Here is a 17,189-nt window from a genome sequence, read left to right on the forward strand (position 1 = left end):
ATCGGCGATTGCGGCTGCTACGGTCGGTCTGTTTCCACCGATAACAAAGAAGGCGGATCAATGATTATCGTGACCGGAGCAACCGGTGCCCTCAACGGTGCCACCGTCGATCACCTGCTCGAACACCTGCCCGCGAGCGAGATCGTGGTGGTCGCGCGCGACACCGCCAGGGCCGGCCGCTTCGCCCGGCGTGGCGTCCAGGTCAGGCGCGGTGACTACGCCGAACCGAATTCCCTGCCGGCGGCGTTCGCCGGTGCCGACCAGCTGCTGCTCGTCTCCTCCAACGACCCGGCGGCTGACGCGCCGGCTCTGCACCGCGCGGCGATCGACGCCGCGGTCACCGCCGGGGTGAAACGCATCCTCTACACCAGCCACCAGGCCTCGGCGCCGGACAATCCGTTCGTCCCCGGCCGGGACCACTTCGTCACCGAGCAGCTGCTGGCCGCCTCCGGTGTCCCGTGGACCTCGCTGCGCAACGGGTTCTACGCCCACAGCCTGCCGTTGCTCGCCGGCCCCTGGCACGAGACGGGGGTGATCGCCGTCCCCGGTGACGGCCCGGTGTCCTGGACCGCTCGCGAGGACGCCGCCGAGGCGGCCGCCGCCGTCCTGATCTCCGACGGCGCCTACGACGGCCCGGTGACCCTCACCGCGCCCGCCGCTCCCACCTTTGCCGAGATCGCCGAGCTGGCCTCGGAACTGTCCGGGCGGACCATCCGCCACCAGCTGATGGACGAGCGGGACTGGTGCGCGGCGCGGCTCGCCGCCGGGCAGCCGGAGCACATGGTCCACTTCCTGCTGGGCTTCTACCGGGCCGCACGGGGCGGCTACTTCGCCGGCGTCGATCCGCTGCTCGGCGAACTCCTCGGCCGTCGGCCGCGGACCGTGCGGGACGTCCTGCGGGCGACGACCGCATAGGCCGGCGGTCGCAGGCCCGCCGCCACGGCATCGCACCCCACGTGCCGCTCGGCAACCGAACAAGATCAAAACCGATTTACGGTACGCCCGCGGCACCGCCCGGCCGCCCGTCTCGCCGCAGGACGGCCCAGAGGAACCGCCAGCCGACCGTTTCGACATCCGCGTGCCAGCCCAGCGGCGCCAGGCGTGCCCGCAGCTCGCCGGGGCTGTAGAGCACCTTGACGGCACGGAACGCCCGGCCGCCGGCGACCTCGCGGTGCACGGCCGGGGCGGGCTGCCCGGGGGCCGGGCGCTCCTGGGTGGCCACCGCCGGCAACTCGTCGATCACGAACACCCGGCCGTCCGGGGCCAGGCAGTCGGCGACAAGCGTCCAGAAGTCGTCGAACCGCTGCGGTGGCACGTGGGACAACCAGCCCGAGAAGAAGACCAGGTCGTAGCGCTGGCGCGGCCGCCACGTGAACAGATCCGCCTCGACGAGGTACACGTGAGGCGCGCCGGCCCGCCGGCGGCAGATCTCCAGCACCTCGGGCGCGGCGTCGACAGCGGTCACACTCGTGGCGTGCCGGGCGAGTTCGACGGTCCACTGGCCGGTCCCGCAGGCCAGCTCCAGCACCCGGCCGTACGGCGCGAACGTCTCCAAGGCGGCCACCAGCCGGGCCCGGGAATCCGCGTCGGCGTGCACGTCCAATGGGTAGGTCGCGTCGTATTCGCCGGCCCGCGCCCGGTAGTAGGTGATCTGCTCGGCCAGCAGATCCGCCAATTCGTCGTCTGCCATGAGCGCCATTTTCGCAGGTGACGCGGGATATCCGAACACTCTGTTCGCGTTTGCTCTTTTCCGGACGGCAAGATAGGGAGGGGGAATGCGAATTCTGGTCACCGGGGGAACCGGAGACGTGGGGCGGCTGGTCGTCGAGCAGTTGACGCGAGCCGATGCCGGGGTGCGGGTGGTCAGTCGCCGTCCGGAGGGCGGACCATCCGGAGTGGAGACGGTCCGCGGCGACCTGGCCCAGCCGGAGACGCTCCTGCCGGCCCTGCGCGGCGTCGACCGGATGTATCTGTTCCCGTGTCCCGATACGGCGGCCGACATCGTCCGGCTCGCCGCCCGGGCCGGGGTCGGGCGCGTGGTCACGCTCTCCTCGGGCGCGGTGACCACCGGCTACGACACCGACTTCCACCTGCCGGTGGAGCGAGCGGTCGAGGCGTCCGGGCTGGAGTGGACCCACGTGCGACCGGCCGAGTTCATGCTCAACAACCTGTGGCTGTGGGGCCCGTCGATCCGGGCCGAGCGCACCGTGCGCGAGCCGTTCCCGGACCGGACCGGGCGGCCCGTGCACGAGCGGGACGTCGCCGACGTGGCGGTGGCGGCCCTGCTCGGCGACGGCCACCACGGCGCGGCGTACACGATCTACGGCCCCGACGCGATCAGCTGCCGTGACCGGGTCCGGGCGATCGGCGCCGCCCTGGGCGAGCAGATCCGGCTCGAGGTGGTGACGCCGGCCCGGGCGCGCGACCTGTACCTGGCCCAGGGCGGCTTCGCGGCCGCCTCCGCCGACTTCCTGACCGGCTTCCGGTCCTATTCGGCCGGGACACCCGATCCGGCGCCGGTCGGCCGTCCGGAGCCACCGGCGGACCTGCCCACCGCCGAGCAGGTGACCGGCAGACCGGCGCGCACCTTCGCCGAGTGGGCCCGCGATCACGCCGCGGATTTCGGCTAGATTCGGGATCATGACGTATCCGCCGCCGCTGTATCACGGGGAAAAGGGCGAGGTCTCGGCGACCCATCGGCCCAGCGACAGCAAGCCCGAACTCGTCTATCCGAACGGCACCCGGATCCACTACCTGTCCACCGGGGAATCGACCGGCGGGCTGTTCGGTCTGTACCGCTGGGAGTGCGGCCCCGGCGTGACCGGCCCGGAGCCGCATTTCCACCGCAGTATCGCCGAGTCGTTCTACATTCTCACCGGCGTCATGAGCATCTATGACGGCCATCGATGGATCACGGCCGAGCCCGGCGACTGGGTGCACGTCCCCCCGGGCGGTATCCACGCCTTCAAGAACAAATCAGGCGAGCCGGCGTCGATGCTGTTGCACTTCTCCCCGGGCGCCCCGCGCGAGGGCTATTTCGAGGGACTGGCACACCTCGACGAGATGAGCGAGCCGGAGAAGGCCGCCTTCTACCGGGAACACGACAACATCTGGATCTGACCCGCGCCGCGCATCGCGCTCCCGCCGATCTCTGGGTGGTTCGCGTGCGGGCGCGGTGCCTTCGGGCGCGCGCCCGCACGAGCCCGCCAGGCTGGCCCGTACGCGGCATCATCGTGGCATGACGGCACAACCCGCATCGCTGCGCCACGCCCTGCGAAGCTGCGTCGAGACAGGCGAGAAACTCGGTTTCACCTTGCTCGACGGCCGCGAGTTCCTCGGCTGGGCCGCCGACGTCGACGGCGACCGAGTGCTGCTGAGTTGGGCGCCGAGCCCGATGTACGCCATGTCGACCGACGGCGCCGAGTGGAACCTCGACGACGAGTGGGTGCGGCTGGACGCGATCGACGCCGGCACCGTCGCCCGCTACGACGAGGCCGCCCGGCGATGGATGCCGTTCTACTGACCCGCGCCGTCGGCCTCACCGCGCAAGCGCGCGACCGAGCGGACGCCCACCGCGCCGGAAGAGTCGACCACGGTGACCTCGCGGCCGAGCCCGCCGACCGTCCGCGCCGTGGCTTTGCAGGAGAGTTGGCGGCCTGCCCTACTCTCCTGGTCATGAACGAGCGGTCGCTGAGGTTGTCGAGCAGTCCTGGTCTGGCCGGGCGCGTCTTCGGTGCGGTCGTCGGCGCCGTGTTCATGGCCGGTGGGCTGTTGTTCGCCGTGATGGCGGTGGTCGGTGAGCGGTTCGTCGATGATTTCGGCGGCATGGACCAGTGCGTGGACTCGGACAGTCTCGGCGGGGTGCCGGAGGATGTGTTGCCGCCGGACATCGCTGTCTGCTCCGGGTGGCTACCGTCGCACATCGGCTTGTTCGGGTGGTTCGGGCTGGTGCTCGGTGGCGGCTTCGCTCTGCTCGGGCTGTTCCTCACCCTGCGGTGGCTGCGCGCGGCGGCCTGGCTGGACGGCACCACGCTGCGGGTCCGCGGGGCGCTCCGGTCCCGCGTGGTTGACCTCGCCGTCGCGGACGTCACGCTCGGGACCGTCACGTACACCCACGACGACCACCGCTCCAGCCGGGTGCCGATCCTGGTGGCACGTGATCCGGCGAGTGGCAGCAGTGTGAAACTGCCGCTCAGCGGGGGTGGCATGGACCGCCTGCCGCCGCGGGAACTGCGCGCCCTGGCCGATGCCGTGACCACCGGCCGTCCATCGTCACAGGTGGACGCCTGGCAGGCCGCCTCGTATCTGCGGCAGATGGCTGACAACCCGTTGGACCTCCCGGCGCGATAGCCAGGGATGTCGCGTCCGGCAGGCACACCGGCGGCAGGTGAGTGCCGGCATTTCGACGCGGCACATCGCAACGGCCCTCGGCGGAACCGAAGATGTTCGAAAGGCAGCCCGAGGCCGGCCGCAGCCCCGGTCAGCCGACCGGCATGCGCTGGGTGCCGATCACGGAGAGCAGGCGCAGGGACTGCTCGGCGGGTGAGCCGGGCTCCGCGGTGTAGATGATGACGCGCTGGTCGCGGTCGGTGATGTCGAGGACGTCGCAGTTCACCGTGATCGGGCCGACCACCGGGTGCCGGAACGTCTTGACCAGCGTCGGCTCGTCGGAGACGTCGTGCGAGTCCCACAGCTCGCGGAACCGGGCGCTGCCGGCGAGCAGGTCACCGACCAGCGCGGCCAATTCCGGGTCGGCGGGGTACCGGGCCACCGTGGCGCGCAGCCGCCGGGCGGCGCGCGTCGCGAAATGATCGGCGTCGGACAGCCCGTAGAGGCGCCGGCCGTCGCGGTGCGGGCCGAGGAAGACCCGCCGGACCAGGTTGCGGTCGCGTCGCGGGACGGCGGAGAAGTCCTCCATCAGCGCGGCGGCGAGGTCGTTCCAGGCGATCACCTCGAAGCCCGCGGAGAGCACCGTGGCGGCCGCCTGAGGGAGCCGATGCAGCAGGTCCAGGATGCTCTGCCGGACCTCCCGGGACGGGCCGGAGCGCGGGGCGGGCGGCGCGCCGGCGAGGTGGTGCAGATGGTCGCGCTCGGGGCCCGACAGGCGCAGGGCCCGGGCCAGGCCGGCGAGCACCTCGCGGGACGGGCGCGGGGCGCGGCCCTGCTCCAGGCGGGCGTAGTACTCGGTGGAGATGTACGCCAGCTGGGCCACCTCCTCGCGGCGCAGCCCGGGGGTGCGCCGGCGCGGGCCGGCCGGCAGTCCCACGTCGGCGGGGCTGATCCGCTCCCGCCGGCTGCGCAGGAATCCGGCCAGCTCTCGTCGATCCACGCCACCCAGTCTGCGTGACCCGGTGCCGGCCCAGCCAGGTACCGCCGGTGCCTGGACGCGGGCGGCGCGGCGGCGCAGGTTGGCCACATGACCTATCTGCTCGAGGACAAGGTGGCCCTGATCAGCGGCGCGGGCCGGGGGATCGGTGCGGCGGCGGCCCGGCTGTTCGCCGGTGAGGGCGCCCGGGTGCTGCTCGCGGCGCGGACCGAGGACCAGCTGAAGGCGGTGACCGAGGAGATCCGTACGGCGGGCGGCGTGGCCGACTACGTGGTGTGCGACCTCGCGGACCCGGACAGCGTGCGGGCCGCCGTGGAGCGGGCGGTGGCGTTGCACGGCCGGCTCGACGTGGCGTTCAACAACGGGGCGGCGATTACCCCGCCCGGCCCGATGGATCAGGTCACCGTGGCCGACTTTGATCTGCTCTACGAGGTGAATCTGCGCGCGGTGTGGCTGGCGATGGCGGCCGAGGTGACGGCGATCCGGGCCACCGCGGGCACCGGGGCGATCGTGAACAACTCCAGCGTCGGCAGCCTGCGCGGCAACCCGCGGCTGCCCGCCTACGCGGCGATGAAGCGGGCGGTGAACAGCCTGACCGAGTCGGCGGCGGTCACCTACGGGCCGGAGGGCATCCGGGTCAACGCGATCGCGCCCGGCAACACCGCCACCGCGATGATCGACGCCTGGCAGTCGCACTCACCCGGCCTGGTGGAGCGGCTGGTGGCGGCCACCCCGCTGGGCCGCCAGGCCGCACCGGACGAGATCGCCCAGGCGGCCGCCTGGCTGCTCAGCGACCGCGCCTCGTTCGTGACCGGCGCGATCCTGCCGGTCGACGGAGGCGCCCGCGCCTGAGCCCACGGGCGGCGGCCGGGGCGGGCGGCGGCGATTCGGTGCCGCCGCTGAGCTCAGGCTCGCAGCCCGCCGGCCGATAGCCGCGGACGTGAGCAGCATGGTGCGAACCGCCGGCCGGTCGATCGGCCGGGTCCTACGGGACCGGCTCCACGGTACGACCGTCGGGGCCGGCGGAGCGCGGGGTGATCAGGCGGTCAGCTCGCGGGTGGAGATCTCGCGCATCTCGACTTTGCGGATCTTGCCGGTGACGGTCATCGGGAAGTCGTCGACGATGCGGACGTAGCGTGGGATCTTGTAATGGGCCAGCTTGCCGGAGCAGAAGGTGCGCAGGCCGGCCGCGTCGAGCGGCGTCGTGCCCGGTTTCATCCGGACCCAGGCCATTACCTCCTCGCCGTATTTCTCGTCGGGGACGCCGATGACCTGGGCGTCGATGATGTCCGGGTGGGTGAGCAGGAACTCCTCGACCTCGCGGGGAGAGATGTTCTCGCCGCCGCGGATGATCAGATCCTTGATCCGGCCGGTGATGCGCAGGTAGCCGTCGGCGTCCATCACCGCGAGGTCGCCGGTGTGCATCCAGCCGTCCGGGTCGATCGCCTCGGCGGTCTTGTCGGGCTGCTCCCAGTAGCCCAGCATCACCGAGTAGCCGCGGGTGCACAGTTCGCCGGCCTCGCCGATCGGGACGGTCGCGCCGTGCGAGTCGACGACCTTGACCTCCAGGTGCGGGCCGACCCGGCCGACGGTGGCGACCCGGCGGTCGAGGCTGTCGTCGGTGCGGGTCTGGCAGGAGACCGGGGACGTCTCGGTCATGCCGTAACAGATCGACACCTCGGTCATCCCCATCCGGTCGATGACCTGCTTCATCGTCTCGACCGGGCAGGGCGAGCCGGCCATGATGCCGGTGCGCAGCGAGGACAGGTCGAAGGTGGCGAAGTCCGGATGGTGCAGCATGGCGATGAACATGGTCGGCACGCCGTAGAGCGAGGTGCAGCGCTGTCCGGCGACAGCCCGCAGGGTCAGGGCCGGGTCGAAGCCGGGCGCCGGGATCACCATGGCGGCGCCGTGGCTGGTGGCGGCCAGGTTGCCCATCACCATGCCGAAGCAGTGGTAGAACGGCACCGGGATGCAGATCCGGTCCGCCTCGGTGTAATCGATCAGCTCACCGACCAGGTACCCGTTGTTCAGGATGTTGCGGTGCGAGAGCGTCGCGCCTTTCGGGAAACCGGTGGTGCCGGAGGTGTACTGGATGTTGATCGGGTCGTCCGGGTGCAGCGTGGCCTCGATCTCGTCGAGCACCGCCGGGTCGTCGCCGGCGCCGGTCAGCTCGGTCCAGGACGGTTCGCCGATCAGGATCACGTCGCGCAGGTCCGGGCACTCGCCGCGGGTCTCGGCGATCATCGCGGCGTAGTCGGAGGTCTTGAACGATCGCGCGGCGACCAGGGTGCGGATGCCTGACTGCCGGAGCACGTAGCGCAGCTCGTGGGTGCGGTACGCCGGGTTGATGGTGACCAGGACGGCGCCGAGCCGGGCGGTCGCGTACTGCAGGAAGACCCACTCCGGGCAGTTCGGCGCCCAGATGCCGACCCGGTCGCCCTTGGTGACGCCGAGCCGGCGCAGGCCCAGCGCGACCGCGTCGACGACCGCCCGCAATTGCGCATAGCTCCACGTGCGGCCGGAGGCGCAGTCGACCAGGGCGTCCCGATCGCCGTGCCGGGCCACGGTGGCCAGCAGGTCGGTGCCGATCGTGCGGTCCAGCAGCGGCGGCTCGGCCGGGCCGGTGCTGATGCTCAGCGGGGAGTCCACGACTCCATCTTGACCCGCCCCGCAGCGGATTGTTAGACCCAAATAACCGTTGCGGTCGATGTCGGGAGGCGCACGTGCTCGGACTGATGCAGGACCGGCCGCTGACCCTGCGTTCGGCCTGGGCGAGCGCGACGTCGTGCTCCCGGTCGTCCCGATGTTCCACGCCAACGCCTGGGGGATGACCGAGACGTCCCCGGTCGCCACCGTCGGCAGCGCGCGCTCGCATCTCGACGGCGGCACCGAGGACGAGCGGGCCGACGCCCGGGCCCGGCAGGGTGTCCCCGCGCCCCTGGTCGAGCTGCGTATCACCGACCCGGACACCGGCGAGGAACTGCCCTGGGACGACGTGGCGACCGGCGAGTTGCAGGCCGCGGGACCGTGGGTGGCGCGGCAGTACCACCGCGGCGAGGGCGAGGGACAGTTCACCGCGGACGGCTGGCTGAAGACCGGCGACGTCGCGGCGGTGGATCGATACGGGTCGGTGCGGCTCGTCGACCGGACCAAGGACCTGGTGAAGTCTGGTGGCGAGTGGATCAGCTCGGTCGAGCTGGAGAACGAGCTGATGGCACATCCGGCGGTGGCCGAGGCCGCGGTGATCGGGGTGCCGCACGAGAAGTGGTCCGCCCGCTGGTCTCTGAACGGTCATTAGGATCAAAACCAGTTTTCGGTACGTCGATCGAGGGGTTTTCTGACATGCCTGAGCTCTCCGCCGTCCATCAGCGGCTTGTCGACACCGTGCCGGCCGGGGCGGGTGCCCGGATCGAGACGGCGACGGTCGCGTACGAGCACGACGGTCAGCCGCTGGAGGGCTACGTCGCCCACGACGCGGCGATCACCGAGCGGAAACCGGCGGTGGTGATCGTGCACGACTGGTCGGGGCTGCGGGAGTACCCGAAGGCGCGGGCGCAGATGCTGGCCCGGCTCGGCTACTACGCGTTCGCCGCCGACATCTACGGCACCGGGCGGCGTTTCGAGTCCGAGGACGACTGTTTCGCCGAGGCCACCAAGTACTACGGGGACCTGCCGCTGCTGCGGGCCCGGGTGCGGGCCGCCTACGACGAGGTCGCCAAGAACCCGGCCGTCGACCCGGAGCGGATCGTCGTGCTGGGCTACTGCTTCGGTGGATCGGCGGCGCTGGAGTTCGCCCGCACCGGGGCGGCCCTGCGCGGCGCGGTGTCGCTGCACGGCCGGCTGATCGTGCACGAGCCGGCCGAGGTGGACGGCATCACCGGGTCGCTGCTGGTGCTCACCGGCGGCGCCGACGAGGTGGTCCCGGACTCGGCGATCGCCGCGTTCCAGGACGAGCTGCGCACCCGCGAGGACCTGGACTGGCAGGTGAACGTGTACTCGGGGGCGCCGCACGCGTACACGATCGCCGGCACCGAGTACTTCCACGAGACCGCCGACCGGCGCAGCTGGCAGGCGCTCACCGCGTTCCTCGGCGAGGTTCTCGGACGGTGAGCGGCGGCGGTGGGCGTACCGTAATCGGGTTTGCCGCCTGAACCGGCATGGGGCCGGCCGCTCGCCGCGGCCGGCCTCGATGGTGTCCGCCGCCTCGCGGCGATGTGATCAGATCAGCCAGGGGTTGCGCCGGACCAGCGGCAGGCTCGCCCACCAGCGGCCCAGGCCCCAGGTGTGACCGGCGTAGGTGAGCGCGGTGACGATCACGCCGAGCGCGTAGACGATGTGGTAGTCGACGAGCGGGTTGGTCGAGTGGGTGGCCTCGCCCGCGCCGGTGGTCTTGGCTGGCGGGAACTCGGCGAACCACATGAGCAGCATCATCAGCGCGCCGGCGCCGGCCGCGATCCGCATGCCGATGCCGAGGATCAGCGCCAGGCCGATGCCGAGCAGGCCGAGCATGAACAGCCAGTCGGCCCACGCCTGGCCGGCGATGCCGGTGAAGAAGCTCTGGAACGGGCCGACGTCGACGCCGGCGAGGAAGCCCTTGGTGGGGGAGCCGCCGTTGAGCCAGGAACGCTCGGCAGGGGTGGCGTAGCCCCAGCCGAAGGTCTTGTCGAGGAACGCCCACAGGAAGACGAAACCGAGGGCGATGCGCAGCACGGCGAGGCTGCGGGCGGCGGTGTGGGTGAGCATCGAGCCGGGTGCCGGGACGTGTTCCAACGAGGTGGCCGCGTCGCGGCCGGTGGCAGTCATGGTCTCCTCCTCACAGATGAACTTCTATGGACGACTATTCGCCGCCGGGCGCATGGTCACCGGAGGCTGATGTCCCGTCTCGTCCGGGCCGAACGTCCCGCCCAGCACGGTCAGCGCCGGAGCTTCGGCGTCCACGGTCCGCGCCTGGGGCCAGTCGTCGGCATCGCGGGCAGCCGCGGCGGCGAGCCGGATGCCGAGGTCGTCCGGGGCACAGCCGGTCCATCGGCCGGCCGGCCGGTCCGGATCGGGGGCACAGCGCAGCTCGACCAGTTCGCTGTGTGTGCAGCCGGCCAGCTCGCGTGCCCGGCCCCGGTGCCGATCCCGGCTCCAGGAGGCGTCCAGGATCACGGTCTCACCGTGCTCCAGCAGCCGGCGCGCCCGCCAGATCAGCTCGGCGTAGGTCCGCTCGGTCCACTCGGCGGTGTAGATCCCGGTGCGGAAGTCCGACGCGCTGCTGCCGTCCGGGTCGATTCCGGCCAGTTCCCGCCGGATCCGATTGCCGGACAGCACGGTGGCGCCGAGCCGATCGGCGAGCCGGCCGGCCAGCCCGGACCGGCCGGTCGCCGATGGGCCGCCCAACAGCACCAGACGGACCGTGCCGGCGCGCAGGTGTCGCAGTGCGAGGCCGAGGTGAGCGGCGACGTCGCCGGCCGCCGACGGATCGCCCTGTTCGTGGCGCAGACAGCCGAGTTCGGCTCGGGAAAGCGCCCGGTATGCCGAGTAGTGGTGCCGCAGGGCGGCCGGGCCCGGATCGCCGCTGAACGCCAGGTAGGCGGTGAGGAAATGGTCCGCGAGCGCGGGTGCGCCCAGCTGTTCCAGGTCCACCGTCAGGCTCGCCACGTCGTCCAGCACGTCCAGGCAGCGCAGCCGGTCGTCGAACGCCAGGCAGCCGAGTACCCGCGGGCCGTCGTCGAGCAGGAAGATGTCGTCGGTGTTCAGATCGCCGTGGCCGTCGACGATCCGGCCCTGCGCGACCCGCTCGGCCAGCAACGATTCGCGTCCGGCGAGGAACTGGTGAGCACGCTGGTGGGCCTCGATGGCGTCGGTGGCGCTCAGCATGCCGCAGTGGAATCGACCCAGCCGGCCGGCCAACGTGTCCCAGCGATCCTGTAGCTCCGTGAGGGTCGCCTCCGCGTCGATCGCCGTGCCGCGCCGGGCGCCGGCGTGGAAGACGGTCAGCACCCGGGCCAGGCGGCGCATCTCGTCGTCGAGCGGCGTACGCGACCGGACCAGCGTCGACAGGCGGCGGTCGGCGGGCATGCGGCGCATCACCACCAGGTGCTCGCAGGGCTCGCCGTCGACGCCGAGCAGGTCGGTGACACCGAGGTGGACGTCCGGGGCGAGCCGGCGGTTGAGCTGTACCTCCCGGTGGCAGAGGTGGAACCGGTCGGTGCGACGGCGGAAGTCATGGCGGCCGAGTTCCACCGGCTTCCTGAGTTTGTAGGCCCGTTCGCCGAGCAGGAACAGCACCGCGGCAGGCGTCTCCACCACCTCGGGGTGGCCGAGCGAGGTCATGGCATAGCCTCCTCCGCTTCCTGCCTCCACCATCGGCGCTCGCGCGGGTGTCGGGTAGGGCTGATCGGAACCGGGTCCGGGACCAACAGCACTGGGCGCGTCCGGCGGGGTGCGCCTGGATGGGGAGAGGAGGCACGATCAGGGAGGGAGAGCGATGATGCACACGCGGACCTGGACGGTCGAGATCACCATCGACGAGCACGAGGACGAGCGGCGTACGCACGCGGTTGCCGTGCTGCGCACCGAGGCCCGCCCGCAGGTACGCGGCGAGGGAACCGCCCAGCGGGCGCCGCGGGACCTGGAGGTGCCGGAGATCGGGGACGAGCTCGCCACCGCGCGGGCGCTGGCCGATCTGGCGTACCAGTTGCTGGATGTGACCGCCGCCGACATCGAGGGCATCGTGCACCGGCCGGTGTTCCTGGACAGCTGACCCGACGGGGAAGGGAACTCGGTGTTCGGATGCCGGTGGCCCGCCGCCGGGCCGGAAGTCCGGCAGGCGCCGCGGCGGGTCACCATGCCGGTGCCTCGCGACGGCGTCGCGGTGCTGCCGCGGTAACCCTGGGTCAGCGGGCCACTAGCACCGGGCAGTCGGCGTGCCGCATCAGCTGGGACGCGGTGGTGCCGTGGATCGGGCCGTGCCGGCGGCTGCCGACGACGATCAGCCGGGTGCCGTGCGAGATGTCGGTCAGGGTGGTCGCGGCGCTCTCGGCCGAGAACATCAACTCGACCGCGACCCGCGGGTACTTCGACTCCCACGGGGCGAGCCGTTCGGTGAGCCGCCTGCGTTGCGTGGCCTCCCGGTCGGGCGCACAGGAGCCGACCGCCACCAGCTCGGTGCCGAACCCGCTCGCCGCGGCGAACGCCGCCGGCAACACGTCGTCGACGGAGCCGGAGTCGTCCACGTCAGCCGCCACCAAGCCGGTGCCGGGGTCGGCGCGGCCCCGGACCACGACGACCGGGCAGTGGGCGCGGGCGGCGACCCGCCGGCTCACCGAACCCAGCAGGAGTCCGGCGAACCGGCCGTGGCGGCCGGTGCCGATCACCAGTCGGGAGGCGTCCACCGCGGCGTTGAGCAGCTGACCGGCCGGGTGACCGACCGCGATCTGCGCCCGCAGGGCGATGCCGGGCGCGGCCCGCAGGGCCACCCGGACGGCGTCCTCGGCGACGAGCCGGGCGCTCTGCCGGGCCAGTTGGAAGGTCTGGCCGCCGACGTCGTATCGCGACACGGCCCAGTCCCACTCCAGCACGTGCACGATGCGCAGCGGCAGGTTCCGGCGATCGGCGTCGAGTGCGGCCCACCGGACGGCGGCGGTACCGGGCTCGGTGCCGTCGGTGCCGACGACGACGGCCGGGGTTCGCATGATTTCTCCCTCACCTTCCATCGCATCGATCCTCGGGCATCTGTGCGGTACCGGGCAGGGCATGAGGTCCCGCGTACCGCGGTCGGCCGGCCCTGCCCGACGCCCGGTGCGCGCGCTGCGATGGAGGTGGACAAGCCGGAAAGGAGGAGAGGAATGACGTCGCTGCTGCCCCGTCTGTTCGGGGACATGACCGACTGGCTGGAAGTCGACTTCCCGCGTCCGCTGCCGGCGATCCGCGTCGAGGACCGGATCACCGACAAGGAGTACGTGCTGCGCGCCGAACTGCCCGGGTTGGACCCGGAGAAGGACGTGCAGATCACCGCGCTGCACGGCGTGCTGACCGTCAACGCGGAACGGCACGAGGAGAAGACCGGCACGGGCCGCTCGGAGTTCCGGTACGGCATGCTGCACCGCGCGTTGCGGCTGCCGCCCAACGCCGACGAGGCCGGGATCACCGCGAGCTACGAGAAGGGCATCCTGGAGATCACGGTGCCGCTGGTCGGGCCGGAACCGGCCGGCCGCAAGATCGAGGTCAGCGCGAAGTGACCTCGGCGTCTCGAGAGGACACCGGCCGGCGCGGCGCGCCGGCCGGTGTGCCGTCCGTCCCGTGGAGCCGGGACGTCGGACCCTGACCCCGCCCGGCCGGGCGGGCCGAGGCTGAGGGTATGGCCCAGATGACGACGGCTCCGGCCGAGGTCGACGAGCGACAGCCGCCGACCGAACTGTTCCGGCACCTGCGTTCCGGACCTACCGGGCTGCGCTCGCGTGAGGCGGCCCGCCGGCTCACCGTGTACGGCCCCAACGAGCTGTCCCGGCGGCAGACCCGGCACTGGCCGCGGCAACTGCTCGCCCAGTTCACCCAGCCGCTCGCGGTGCTGCTGATGGTCGCCGCGGTGCTGGCCTGGTTCGGGCACACCGTCGCGCTGGCCGCGGCCGTGGTCGCCGTCATTCTGCTCAACGCCGGGTTCGCGTTCGTCCAGGAACAGCAGGCCGAACGCGCGGTCGAGGCCCTCGCGGCCTTCCTGCCGATGTCCGCGCGGGTGCTGCGCGACGGCGAACTGGTCGAAGCCCCCGCCCGGGAGCTGGTGCCCGGCGACGTCATCGAGGTAACCGAGGGCGACCGGGTCTGTGCCGACGCCCGGCTGATCGAGGGCGCGGTGGCGGTGGACCTGTCGGCGCTCAACGGCGAGTCGGCGCCGGCCGTCCGGACCGCCGACGGCGACCTGGTGCCGGGGCCGTTGCTGGAGGCGCGGGAACTGGTGTTCAGCGGCACGTCGTGCACGGCGGGGCAGGCGCGGGCGGTGGTCACCCACACCGGTATGCACACCGAGATCGGGCGGATCGCCGCGCTGTCGCAGCGTGGCCGCGTCGAGGCGAGCCCGCTGGAACGCCAGGTCCGCCGGGCCACCTGGATCATCGCGGCCGCGGCGGTCGCGGCCGGAGTCGCGTTCCTGCCGATCGGTGTGCTGGCCGGGCTCGGCTGGGCGGCGGCGATCAGTTTCGCCATCGGTCTGATCGTGGCGAACGTGCCGGAGGGGCTGCTGCCGACGATCACCCTGGCGCTCGCCGCGGGCGTGCGCGAGCTGGCCCGGGCCGGCGCGGTGGTGAAACGGCTCTCGGCGGTGGAGACGCTCGGCTCGACCACGGTGATCTGCACCGACAAGACCGGCACCCTGACCGAGAATCGGATGCGGGTGACCCAGCTGTGGCTGCCCGGCGGCGAGCAGGACGCGGCGGCGCGTGCCCTCGCGCTGGCGGCCGCCACGTGCACTACGGCGCACGCGGCCGACCGGGGCGATCCGACCGAGCTGGCGTTGCTGCGGCTGGCCGCCGAGCGGGGTGTGCCGGTGGACGCCGCGGCCCGGGACGCCGCCCGGACCGCGTTGTACGCCTTCGACCCGCGCACCAAGCGGATGTCCACGGTGACCGGCGACCGGCTGTACACCAAGGGGGCGCCCGAATCGGTGCTGCCGCTGTGCACCCGGGTCCTCGACGCCGGCGGTATCGCGGAACTCACCGAGGCGGTGCGGGCCGAGGCGACCGCGACGGTCGACCGGTACGCCCGGGCGGGTCTGCGGGTGCTGGCGGTCGCGCAGCGGGTCGCCTCCGCCGGCTTGCTGGCCGCCGGACGCGAGAACGCCGAGGCCGGGCTGACCCTGCTCGGGCTGGTCGCGATGGTGGACCCGCCCCGGGCGGCGGTACCGGCAGCGGTCGCCGACGCGCACCGGGCCGGCATCCGGGTGCACGTGATCACCGGCGACTACGGGCCGACCGCGGCGACCATCGCCGCCGAGGTCGGCATCGGCGACGGCCACCAGCGGGTGGTCACCGGCGCCGAGCTGGACGCGATGGGCGACGCCGACCTGGACCGGCTGCTCGGCGACGGGCAGGAGATCGTGTTCGCCCGGTCGTCGCCCGAGGGCAAGCTGCGCATCTGCGAGGCGTTGCGCTCCGAGGGCCACATCGTGGCGATGACCGGGGACGGGGTGAACGACGCCCCGGCGCTGCGGCGCGCCGACATCGGGGTGGCGATGGGTCGCTCCGGCACCGACGTGGCCCGCGAGGCGGCGACCATGGTGCTCACCGACGACAACTTCGCCACCATCGTGCGGGCGATCGAGGCGGGGCGGCGGGTCTTCGACAACGTACGCAAGTTCGTGCTGTACATCTTCGCGCACGCCGTACCGGAAGTCGTGCCGTTCTTGATCTTCGCGTTGTCCGGTGGCGCGGTGCCGTTGCCGCTGACGGTGCTGCAGATCCTCGCCATCGACCTGGGCACCGAGACGCTGCCGGCACTCGCGCTGGGCCGTGAGCGTGCCGAGCCGGGCCTGATGGCGCGGCCGCCGCGGTCGCCGAAGGCCGGCGTGATCGATCGGCGGCTGCTGTGGCGGGCCTGGGGGCTGCTCGGCGTCACCTCGGCGATCCTGGTCACCGCTGGATTCTTCTGGAGCCTGTGGCGGGCCGGCTGGCAGCCCGGTGCCGCGCTGAGCGGCGCGGACTACGACCGCGCCACCACGATGACCTTCGCCGGGATCGTGGCCTGCCAGATCGGCACCGCGTTCGCCGCCCGCACCGATTACGCGTCGCTGCGCTCCATCGGCGTGTTCAGCAACCGGCTGCTGCTCGGCGGGATCGCCTTCGAGCTGGTCTTCGCCGCCGTCCTGATCTATCTGCCGCCGCTGCAGGCCGTTTTCGGCACGGCCGCGCTGGGCGGCGCCGAACTGGCGTTCCTCGCCCCGTTCCCGCTGCTGGTGTGGGGCGTCGACGAACTGTACCGCGCGTGGCTGCGCCGCCGCGGATCCCGAACCGCGCACCAGGAGGCACCATCATGCGAGTCCTCGACATCATGACCAGCCCGGCGCAGGTCGTTCCGGCCGACGCGCCGGTGGAGAGCGCCGCCGAGCTGATGATCACGTACGCCGTCACCGCCCTGCCGGTGGTGGACGCGGACAACCGGCTGATCGGCATGGTCAGCGACAGCGATCTGCTCTGGCACCGGGTACCCGCCGAACCGCGGAGCGACCCGGCCCGCCATCCCGACACCATGGTGCATCCCGGCTTCCGGCCGGGCGTCGTGGTCGAGGTGATGTCGGAGTACCCGGTCACCACCACGCCCGGCGCGGATGTCGCCGACGCCGCGCAGCTGATGCTCGATCACGACGTGCGCAGCCTGCCGGTGCTGGTGGACGACGAGCTCGTCGGCGTGGTCAGCCGCCGCGACATCCTGAAGGCGATGGTCCGGGACGACCGGGTGCTGGCCGCGGACGTGCAGCGCCGCCTGGACGGCTACGCCGGGCGGCGGGGCCGGTGGACCGCGACGGCCGCGGCCGGCGTCATCACCGTCACCGGCGGTTTCCCCAACGAGGAGCAGCGCACGGTCGTCACGCTGCTGGCCGGCGCCGTTCCCGGGGTGGCCGCGGTCCGGGTGCCGGAGCAGAGCCCGAACGGCACTGTCGCCGATGAGGCGGCGGTGCCTGCGTAGAGGGGGAGGTGGCCGCCATGAACTGCCTGATCCAGGGTATCGGGGTGCCGTTGTGGACACCGGTTCCGGCACCGGCCGGGCGGGTGGTGCCGGGCGTGCGCCGGGACCGGGTGCCGGAACCGATCCGCCGTGTCGACCCGTGTCTTGGCCCGCTGCTGGGGCTGCCGCCGGCGCCCGGTGACGTCCGCGGGCGCTGATC

The 17,189-nt window shown here is 72.4% G+C and carries 19 protein-coding genes; 13 read left to right on the forward strand and 6 right to left on the reverse strand.

Annotated features, from left to right (window positions below; genetic code table 11):
* Positions 1 to 60 precede the first annotated feature (60 nt).
* Positions 61 to 915 (forward strand): NmrA family NAD(P)-binding protein, encoded by an 855-nt coding sequence (locus tag Actob_RS21320; protein WP_284922079.1) that lies wholly within the window; start codon positions 61 to 63, stop codon positions 913 to 915.
* A 76-nt stretch (positions 916 to 991) separates the two neighbouring features.
* On the opposite strand, the gene Actob_RS21325 is transcribed toward Actob_RS21320, so the two are convergent.
* Positions 992 to 1,690, reverse strand: coding sequence for a class I SAM-dependent methyltransferase (locus Actob_RS21325; RefSeq protein ID WP_284922080.1), 699 nt, complete (start codon positions 1,688 to 1,690; stop codon positions 992 to 994).
* Between the two features lie 85 nt (positions 1,691 to 1,775).
* Between Actob_RS21325 and Actob_RS21330 the strand changes: the two genes are divergently transcribed.
* From Actob_RS21330 to Actob_RS21345, 4 genes are all read left to right on the forward strand, one after another.
* A complete protein-coding gene (locus Actob_RS21330) occupies positions 1,776 to 2,630 on the forward strand; it encodes an NAD(P)H-binding protein (protein WP_284922081.1) in 855 nt (284 codons plus the stop codon).
* A gap of 10 nt (positions 2,631 to 2,640) precedes the next feature.
* Entirely contained in the window at positions 2,641 to 3,120 is a 480-nt protein-coding gene (locus Actob_RS21335) for a cupin domain-containing protein (protein WP_284922082.1), read from the forward strand.
* Positions 3,121 to 3,238: 118 nt separating this feature from the next.
* A complete protein-coding gene (locus Actob_RS21340) occupies positions 3,239 to 3,523 on the forward strand; it encodes a hypothetical protein (RefSeq protein WP_284922083.1) in 285 nt (94 codons plus the stop codon).
* A 152-nt stretch (positions 3,524 to 3,675) separates the two neighbouring features.
* Entirely contained in the window at positions 3,676 to 4,350 is a 675-nt protein-coding gene (locus Actob_RS21345) for a hypothetical protein (RefSeq protein WP_284922084.1), read from the forward strand.
* Between the two features lie 130 nt (positions 4,351 to 4,480).
* Here the strand turns inward: Actob_RS21345 and Actob_RS21350 are convergent, their stop codons facing one another.
* Positions 4,481 to 5,329, reverse strand: a complete 849-nt coding sequence (locus Actob_RS21350) for a helix-turn-helix transcriptional regulator (protein ID WP_284922085.1) — start codon at positions 5,327 to 5,329, stop codon at positions 4,481 to 4,483.
* Positions 5,330 to 5,416: 87 nt separating this feature from the next.
* Between Actob_RS21350 and Actob_RS21355 the strand changes: the two genes are divergently transcribed.
* On the forward strand, positions 5,417 to 6,178 hold the full coding sequence (locus tag Actob_RS21355; protein ID WP_284922086.1) for an SDR family NAD(P)-dependent oxidoreductase: 762 nt from the start codon (positions 5,417 to 5,419) through the stop codon (positions 6,176 to 6,178).
* 186 nt (positions 6,179 to 6,364) lie between these two features.
* Here the strand turns inward: Actob_RS21355 and Actob_RS21360 are convergent, their stop codons facing one another.
* On the reverse strand, positions 6,365 to 7,978 hold the full coding sequence (locus Actob_RS21360; protein WP_284922087.1) for an AMP-binding protein: 1,614 nt from the start codon (positions 7,976 to 7,978) through the stop codon (positions 6,365 to 6,367).
* Positions 7,979 to 8,114: 136 nt separating this feature from the next.
* Between Actob_RS21360 and Actob_RS21365 the strand changes: the two genes are divergently transcribed.
* Together Actob_RS21365 and Actob_RS21370 are read left to right on the forward strand one after the other, a co-directional pair.
* Positions 8,115 to 8,627 carry an AMP-binding protein gene (locus Actob_RS21365; protein WP_284922088.1) on the forward strand — a complete coding sequence of 171 codons (513 nt, stop codon included), beginning with the start codon at positions 8,115 to 8,117 and terminating at the stop codon, positions 8,625 to 8,627.
* 44 nt (positions 8,628 to 8,671) lie between these two features.
* Complete coding sequence (locus tag Actob_RS21370; protein ID WP_284922089.1) at positions 8,672 to 9,439, forward strand: dienelactone hydrolase family protein; 768 nt, start codon at positions 8,672 to 8,674, stop codon at positions 9,437 to 9,439.
* A 108-nt stretch (positions 9,440 to 9,547) separates the two neighbouring features.
* On the opposite strand, the gene Actob_RS21375 is transcribed toward Actob_RS21370, so the two are convergent.
* Positions 9,548 to 10,132 carry a DoxX family membrane protein gene (locus Actob_RS21375; protein WP_284922090.1) on the reverse strand — a complete coding sequence of 195 codons (585 nt, stop codon included), beginning with the start codon at positions 10,130 to 10,132 and terminating at the stop codon, positions 9,548 to 9,550.
* A 24-nt stretch (positions 10,133 to 10,156) separates the two neighbouring features.
* Complete coding sequence (locus tag Actob_RS21380; protein ID WP_284922091.1) at positions 10,157 to 11,647, reverse strand: bifunctional aminoglycoside phosphotransferase/ATP-binding protein; 1,491 nt, start codon at positions 11,645 to 11,647, stop codon at positions 10,157 to 10,159.
* Positions 11,648 to 11,801: 154 nt separating this feature from the next.
* Between Actob_RS21380 and Actob_RS21385 the strand changes: the two genes are divergently transcribed.
* Positions 11,802 to 12,077 (forward strand): DUF1876 domain-containing protein, encoded by a 276-nt coding sequence (locus Actob_RS21385; RefSeq protein WP_284922092.1) that lies wholly within the window; start codon positions 11,802 to 11,804, stop codon positions 12,075 to 12,077.
* Between the two features lie 133 nt (positions 12,078 to 12,210).
* On the opposite strand, the gene Actob_RS21390 is transcribed toward Actob_RS21385, so the two are convergent.
* Positions 12,211 to 13,008, reverse strand: a complete 798-nt coding sequence (locus Actob_RS21390) for a universal stress protein (RefSeq protein WP_284922093.1) — start codon at positions 13,006 to 13,008, stop codon at positions 12,211 to 12,213.
* Between the two features lie 153 nt (positions 13,009 to 13,161).
* Here Actob_RS21390 and Actob_RS21395 point away from each other — a divergent pair, with 153 nt between their 5' ends.
* From Actob_RS21395 to Actob_RS21410, 4 genes are all read left to right on the forward strand, one after another.
* Positions 13,162 to 13,554: an Hsp20/alpha crystallin family protein gene (locus Actob_RS21395; RefSeq protein WP_284922094.1), complete on the forward strand. Its 393-nt coding sequence runs from the start codon at positions 13,162 to 13,164 to the stop codon at positions 13,552 to 13,554.
* A 128-nt stretch (positions 13,555 to 13,682) separates the two neighbouring features.
* Complete coding sequence (locus Actob_RS21400) at positions 13,683 to 16,358, forward strand: cation-translocating P-type ATPase (protein WP_284922095.1); 2,676 nt, start codon at positions 13,683 to 13,685, stop codon at positions 16,356 to 16,358.
* Positions 16,337 to 16,990, forward strand: coding sequence for a CBS domain-containing protein (locus Actob_RS21405; protein ID WP_284922096.1), 654 nt, complete (start codon positions 16,337 to 16,339; stop codon positions 16,988 to 16,990). Before Actob_RS21400 ends, Actob_RS21405 begins: the two co-directional genes overlap by 22 nt.
* 17 nt (positions 16,991 to 17,007) lie before the next feature.
* Positions 17,008 to 17,187 carry a hypothetical protein gene (locus Actob_RS21410; protein WP_284922097.1) on the forward strand — a complete coding sequence of 60 codons (180 nt, stop codon included), beginning with the start codon at positions 17,008 to 17,010 and terminating at the stop codon, positions 17,185 to 17,187.
* The last annotated feature ends 2 nt before the right edge of the window (positions 17,188 to 17,189 follow it).

Origin of the sequence: Actinoplanes oblitus (assembly GCF_030252345.1) — a bacterium.
GTDB classification, from domain to species: Bacteria; Actinomycetota; Actinomycetes; order Mycobacteriales; family Micromonosporaceae; genus Actinoplanes; species Actinoplanes oblitus.

Coding starts and splice junctions, on each gene's coding strand:
- Actob_RS21395 (WP_284922094.1), top strand. CDS start 13,162: ATGACGTCGCTGCTGCCCCGTCTGTTCGGGGACATGACCGACTGGCTG.
- Actob_RS21320 (WP_284922079.1), top strand. CDS start 61: ATGATTATCGTGACCGGAGCAACCGGTGCCCTCAACGGTGCCACCGTC.
- Actob_RS21410 (WP_284922097.1), top strand. CDS start 17,008: ATGAACTGCCTGATCCAGGGTATCGGGGTGCCGTTGTGGACACCGGTT.
- Actob_RS21375 (WP_284922090.1), bottom strand. CDS start 10,132: ATGACTGCCACCGGCCGCGACGCGGCCACCTCGTTGGAACACGTCCCG.
- Actob_RS21325 (WP_284922080.1), bottom strand. CDS start 1,690: ATGGCAGACGACGAATTGGCGGATCTGCTGGCCGAGCAGATCACCTAC.
- Actob_RS21405 (WP_284922096.1), top strand. CDS start 16,337: ATGCGAGTCCTCGACATCATGACCAGCCCGGCGCAGGTCGTTCCGGCC.
- Actob_RS21340 (WP_284922083.1), top strand. CDS start 3,239: ATGACGGCACAACCCGCATCGCTGCGCCACGCCCTGCGAAGCTGCGTC.
- Actob_RS21330 (WP_284922081.1), top strand. CDS start 1,776: ATGCGAATTCTGGTCACCGGGGGAACCGGAGACGTGGGGCGGCTGGTC.
- Actob_RS21370 (WP_284922089.1), top strand. CDS start 8,672: ATGCCTGAGCTCTCCGCCGTCCATCAGCGGCTTGTCGACACCGTGCCG.
- Actob_RS21355 (WP_284922086.1), top strand. CDS start 5,417: ATGACCTATCTGCTCGAGGACAAGGTGGCCCTGATCAGCGGCGCGGGC.
- Actob_RS21400 (WP_284922095.1), top strand. CDS start 13,683: ATGACGACGGCTCCGGCCGAGGTCGACGAGCGACAGCCGCCGACCGAA.
- Actob_RS21390 (WP_284922093.1), bottom strand. CDS start 13,008: ATGCGAACCCCGGCCGTCGTCGTCGGCACCGACGGCACCGAGCCCGGT.
- Actob_RS21335 (WP_284922082.1), top strand. CDS start 2,641: ATGACGTATCCGCCGCCGCTGTATCACGGGGAAAAGGGCGAGGTCTCG.
- Actob_RS21345 (WP_284922084.1), top strand. CDS start 3,676: ATGAACGAGCGGTCGCTGAGGTTGTCGAGCAGTCCTGGTCTGGCCGGG.
- Actob_RS21380 (WP_284922091.1), bottom strand. CDS start 11,647: ATGACCTCGCTCGGCCACCCCGAGGTGGTGGAGACGCCTGCCGCGGTG.
- Actob_RS21385 (WP_284922092.1), top strand. CDS start 11,802: ATGATGCACACGCGGACCTGGACGGTCGAGATCACCATCGACGAGCAC.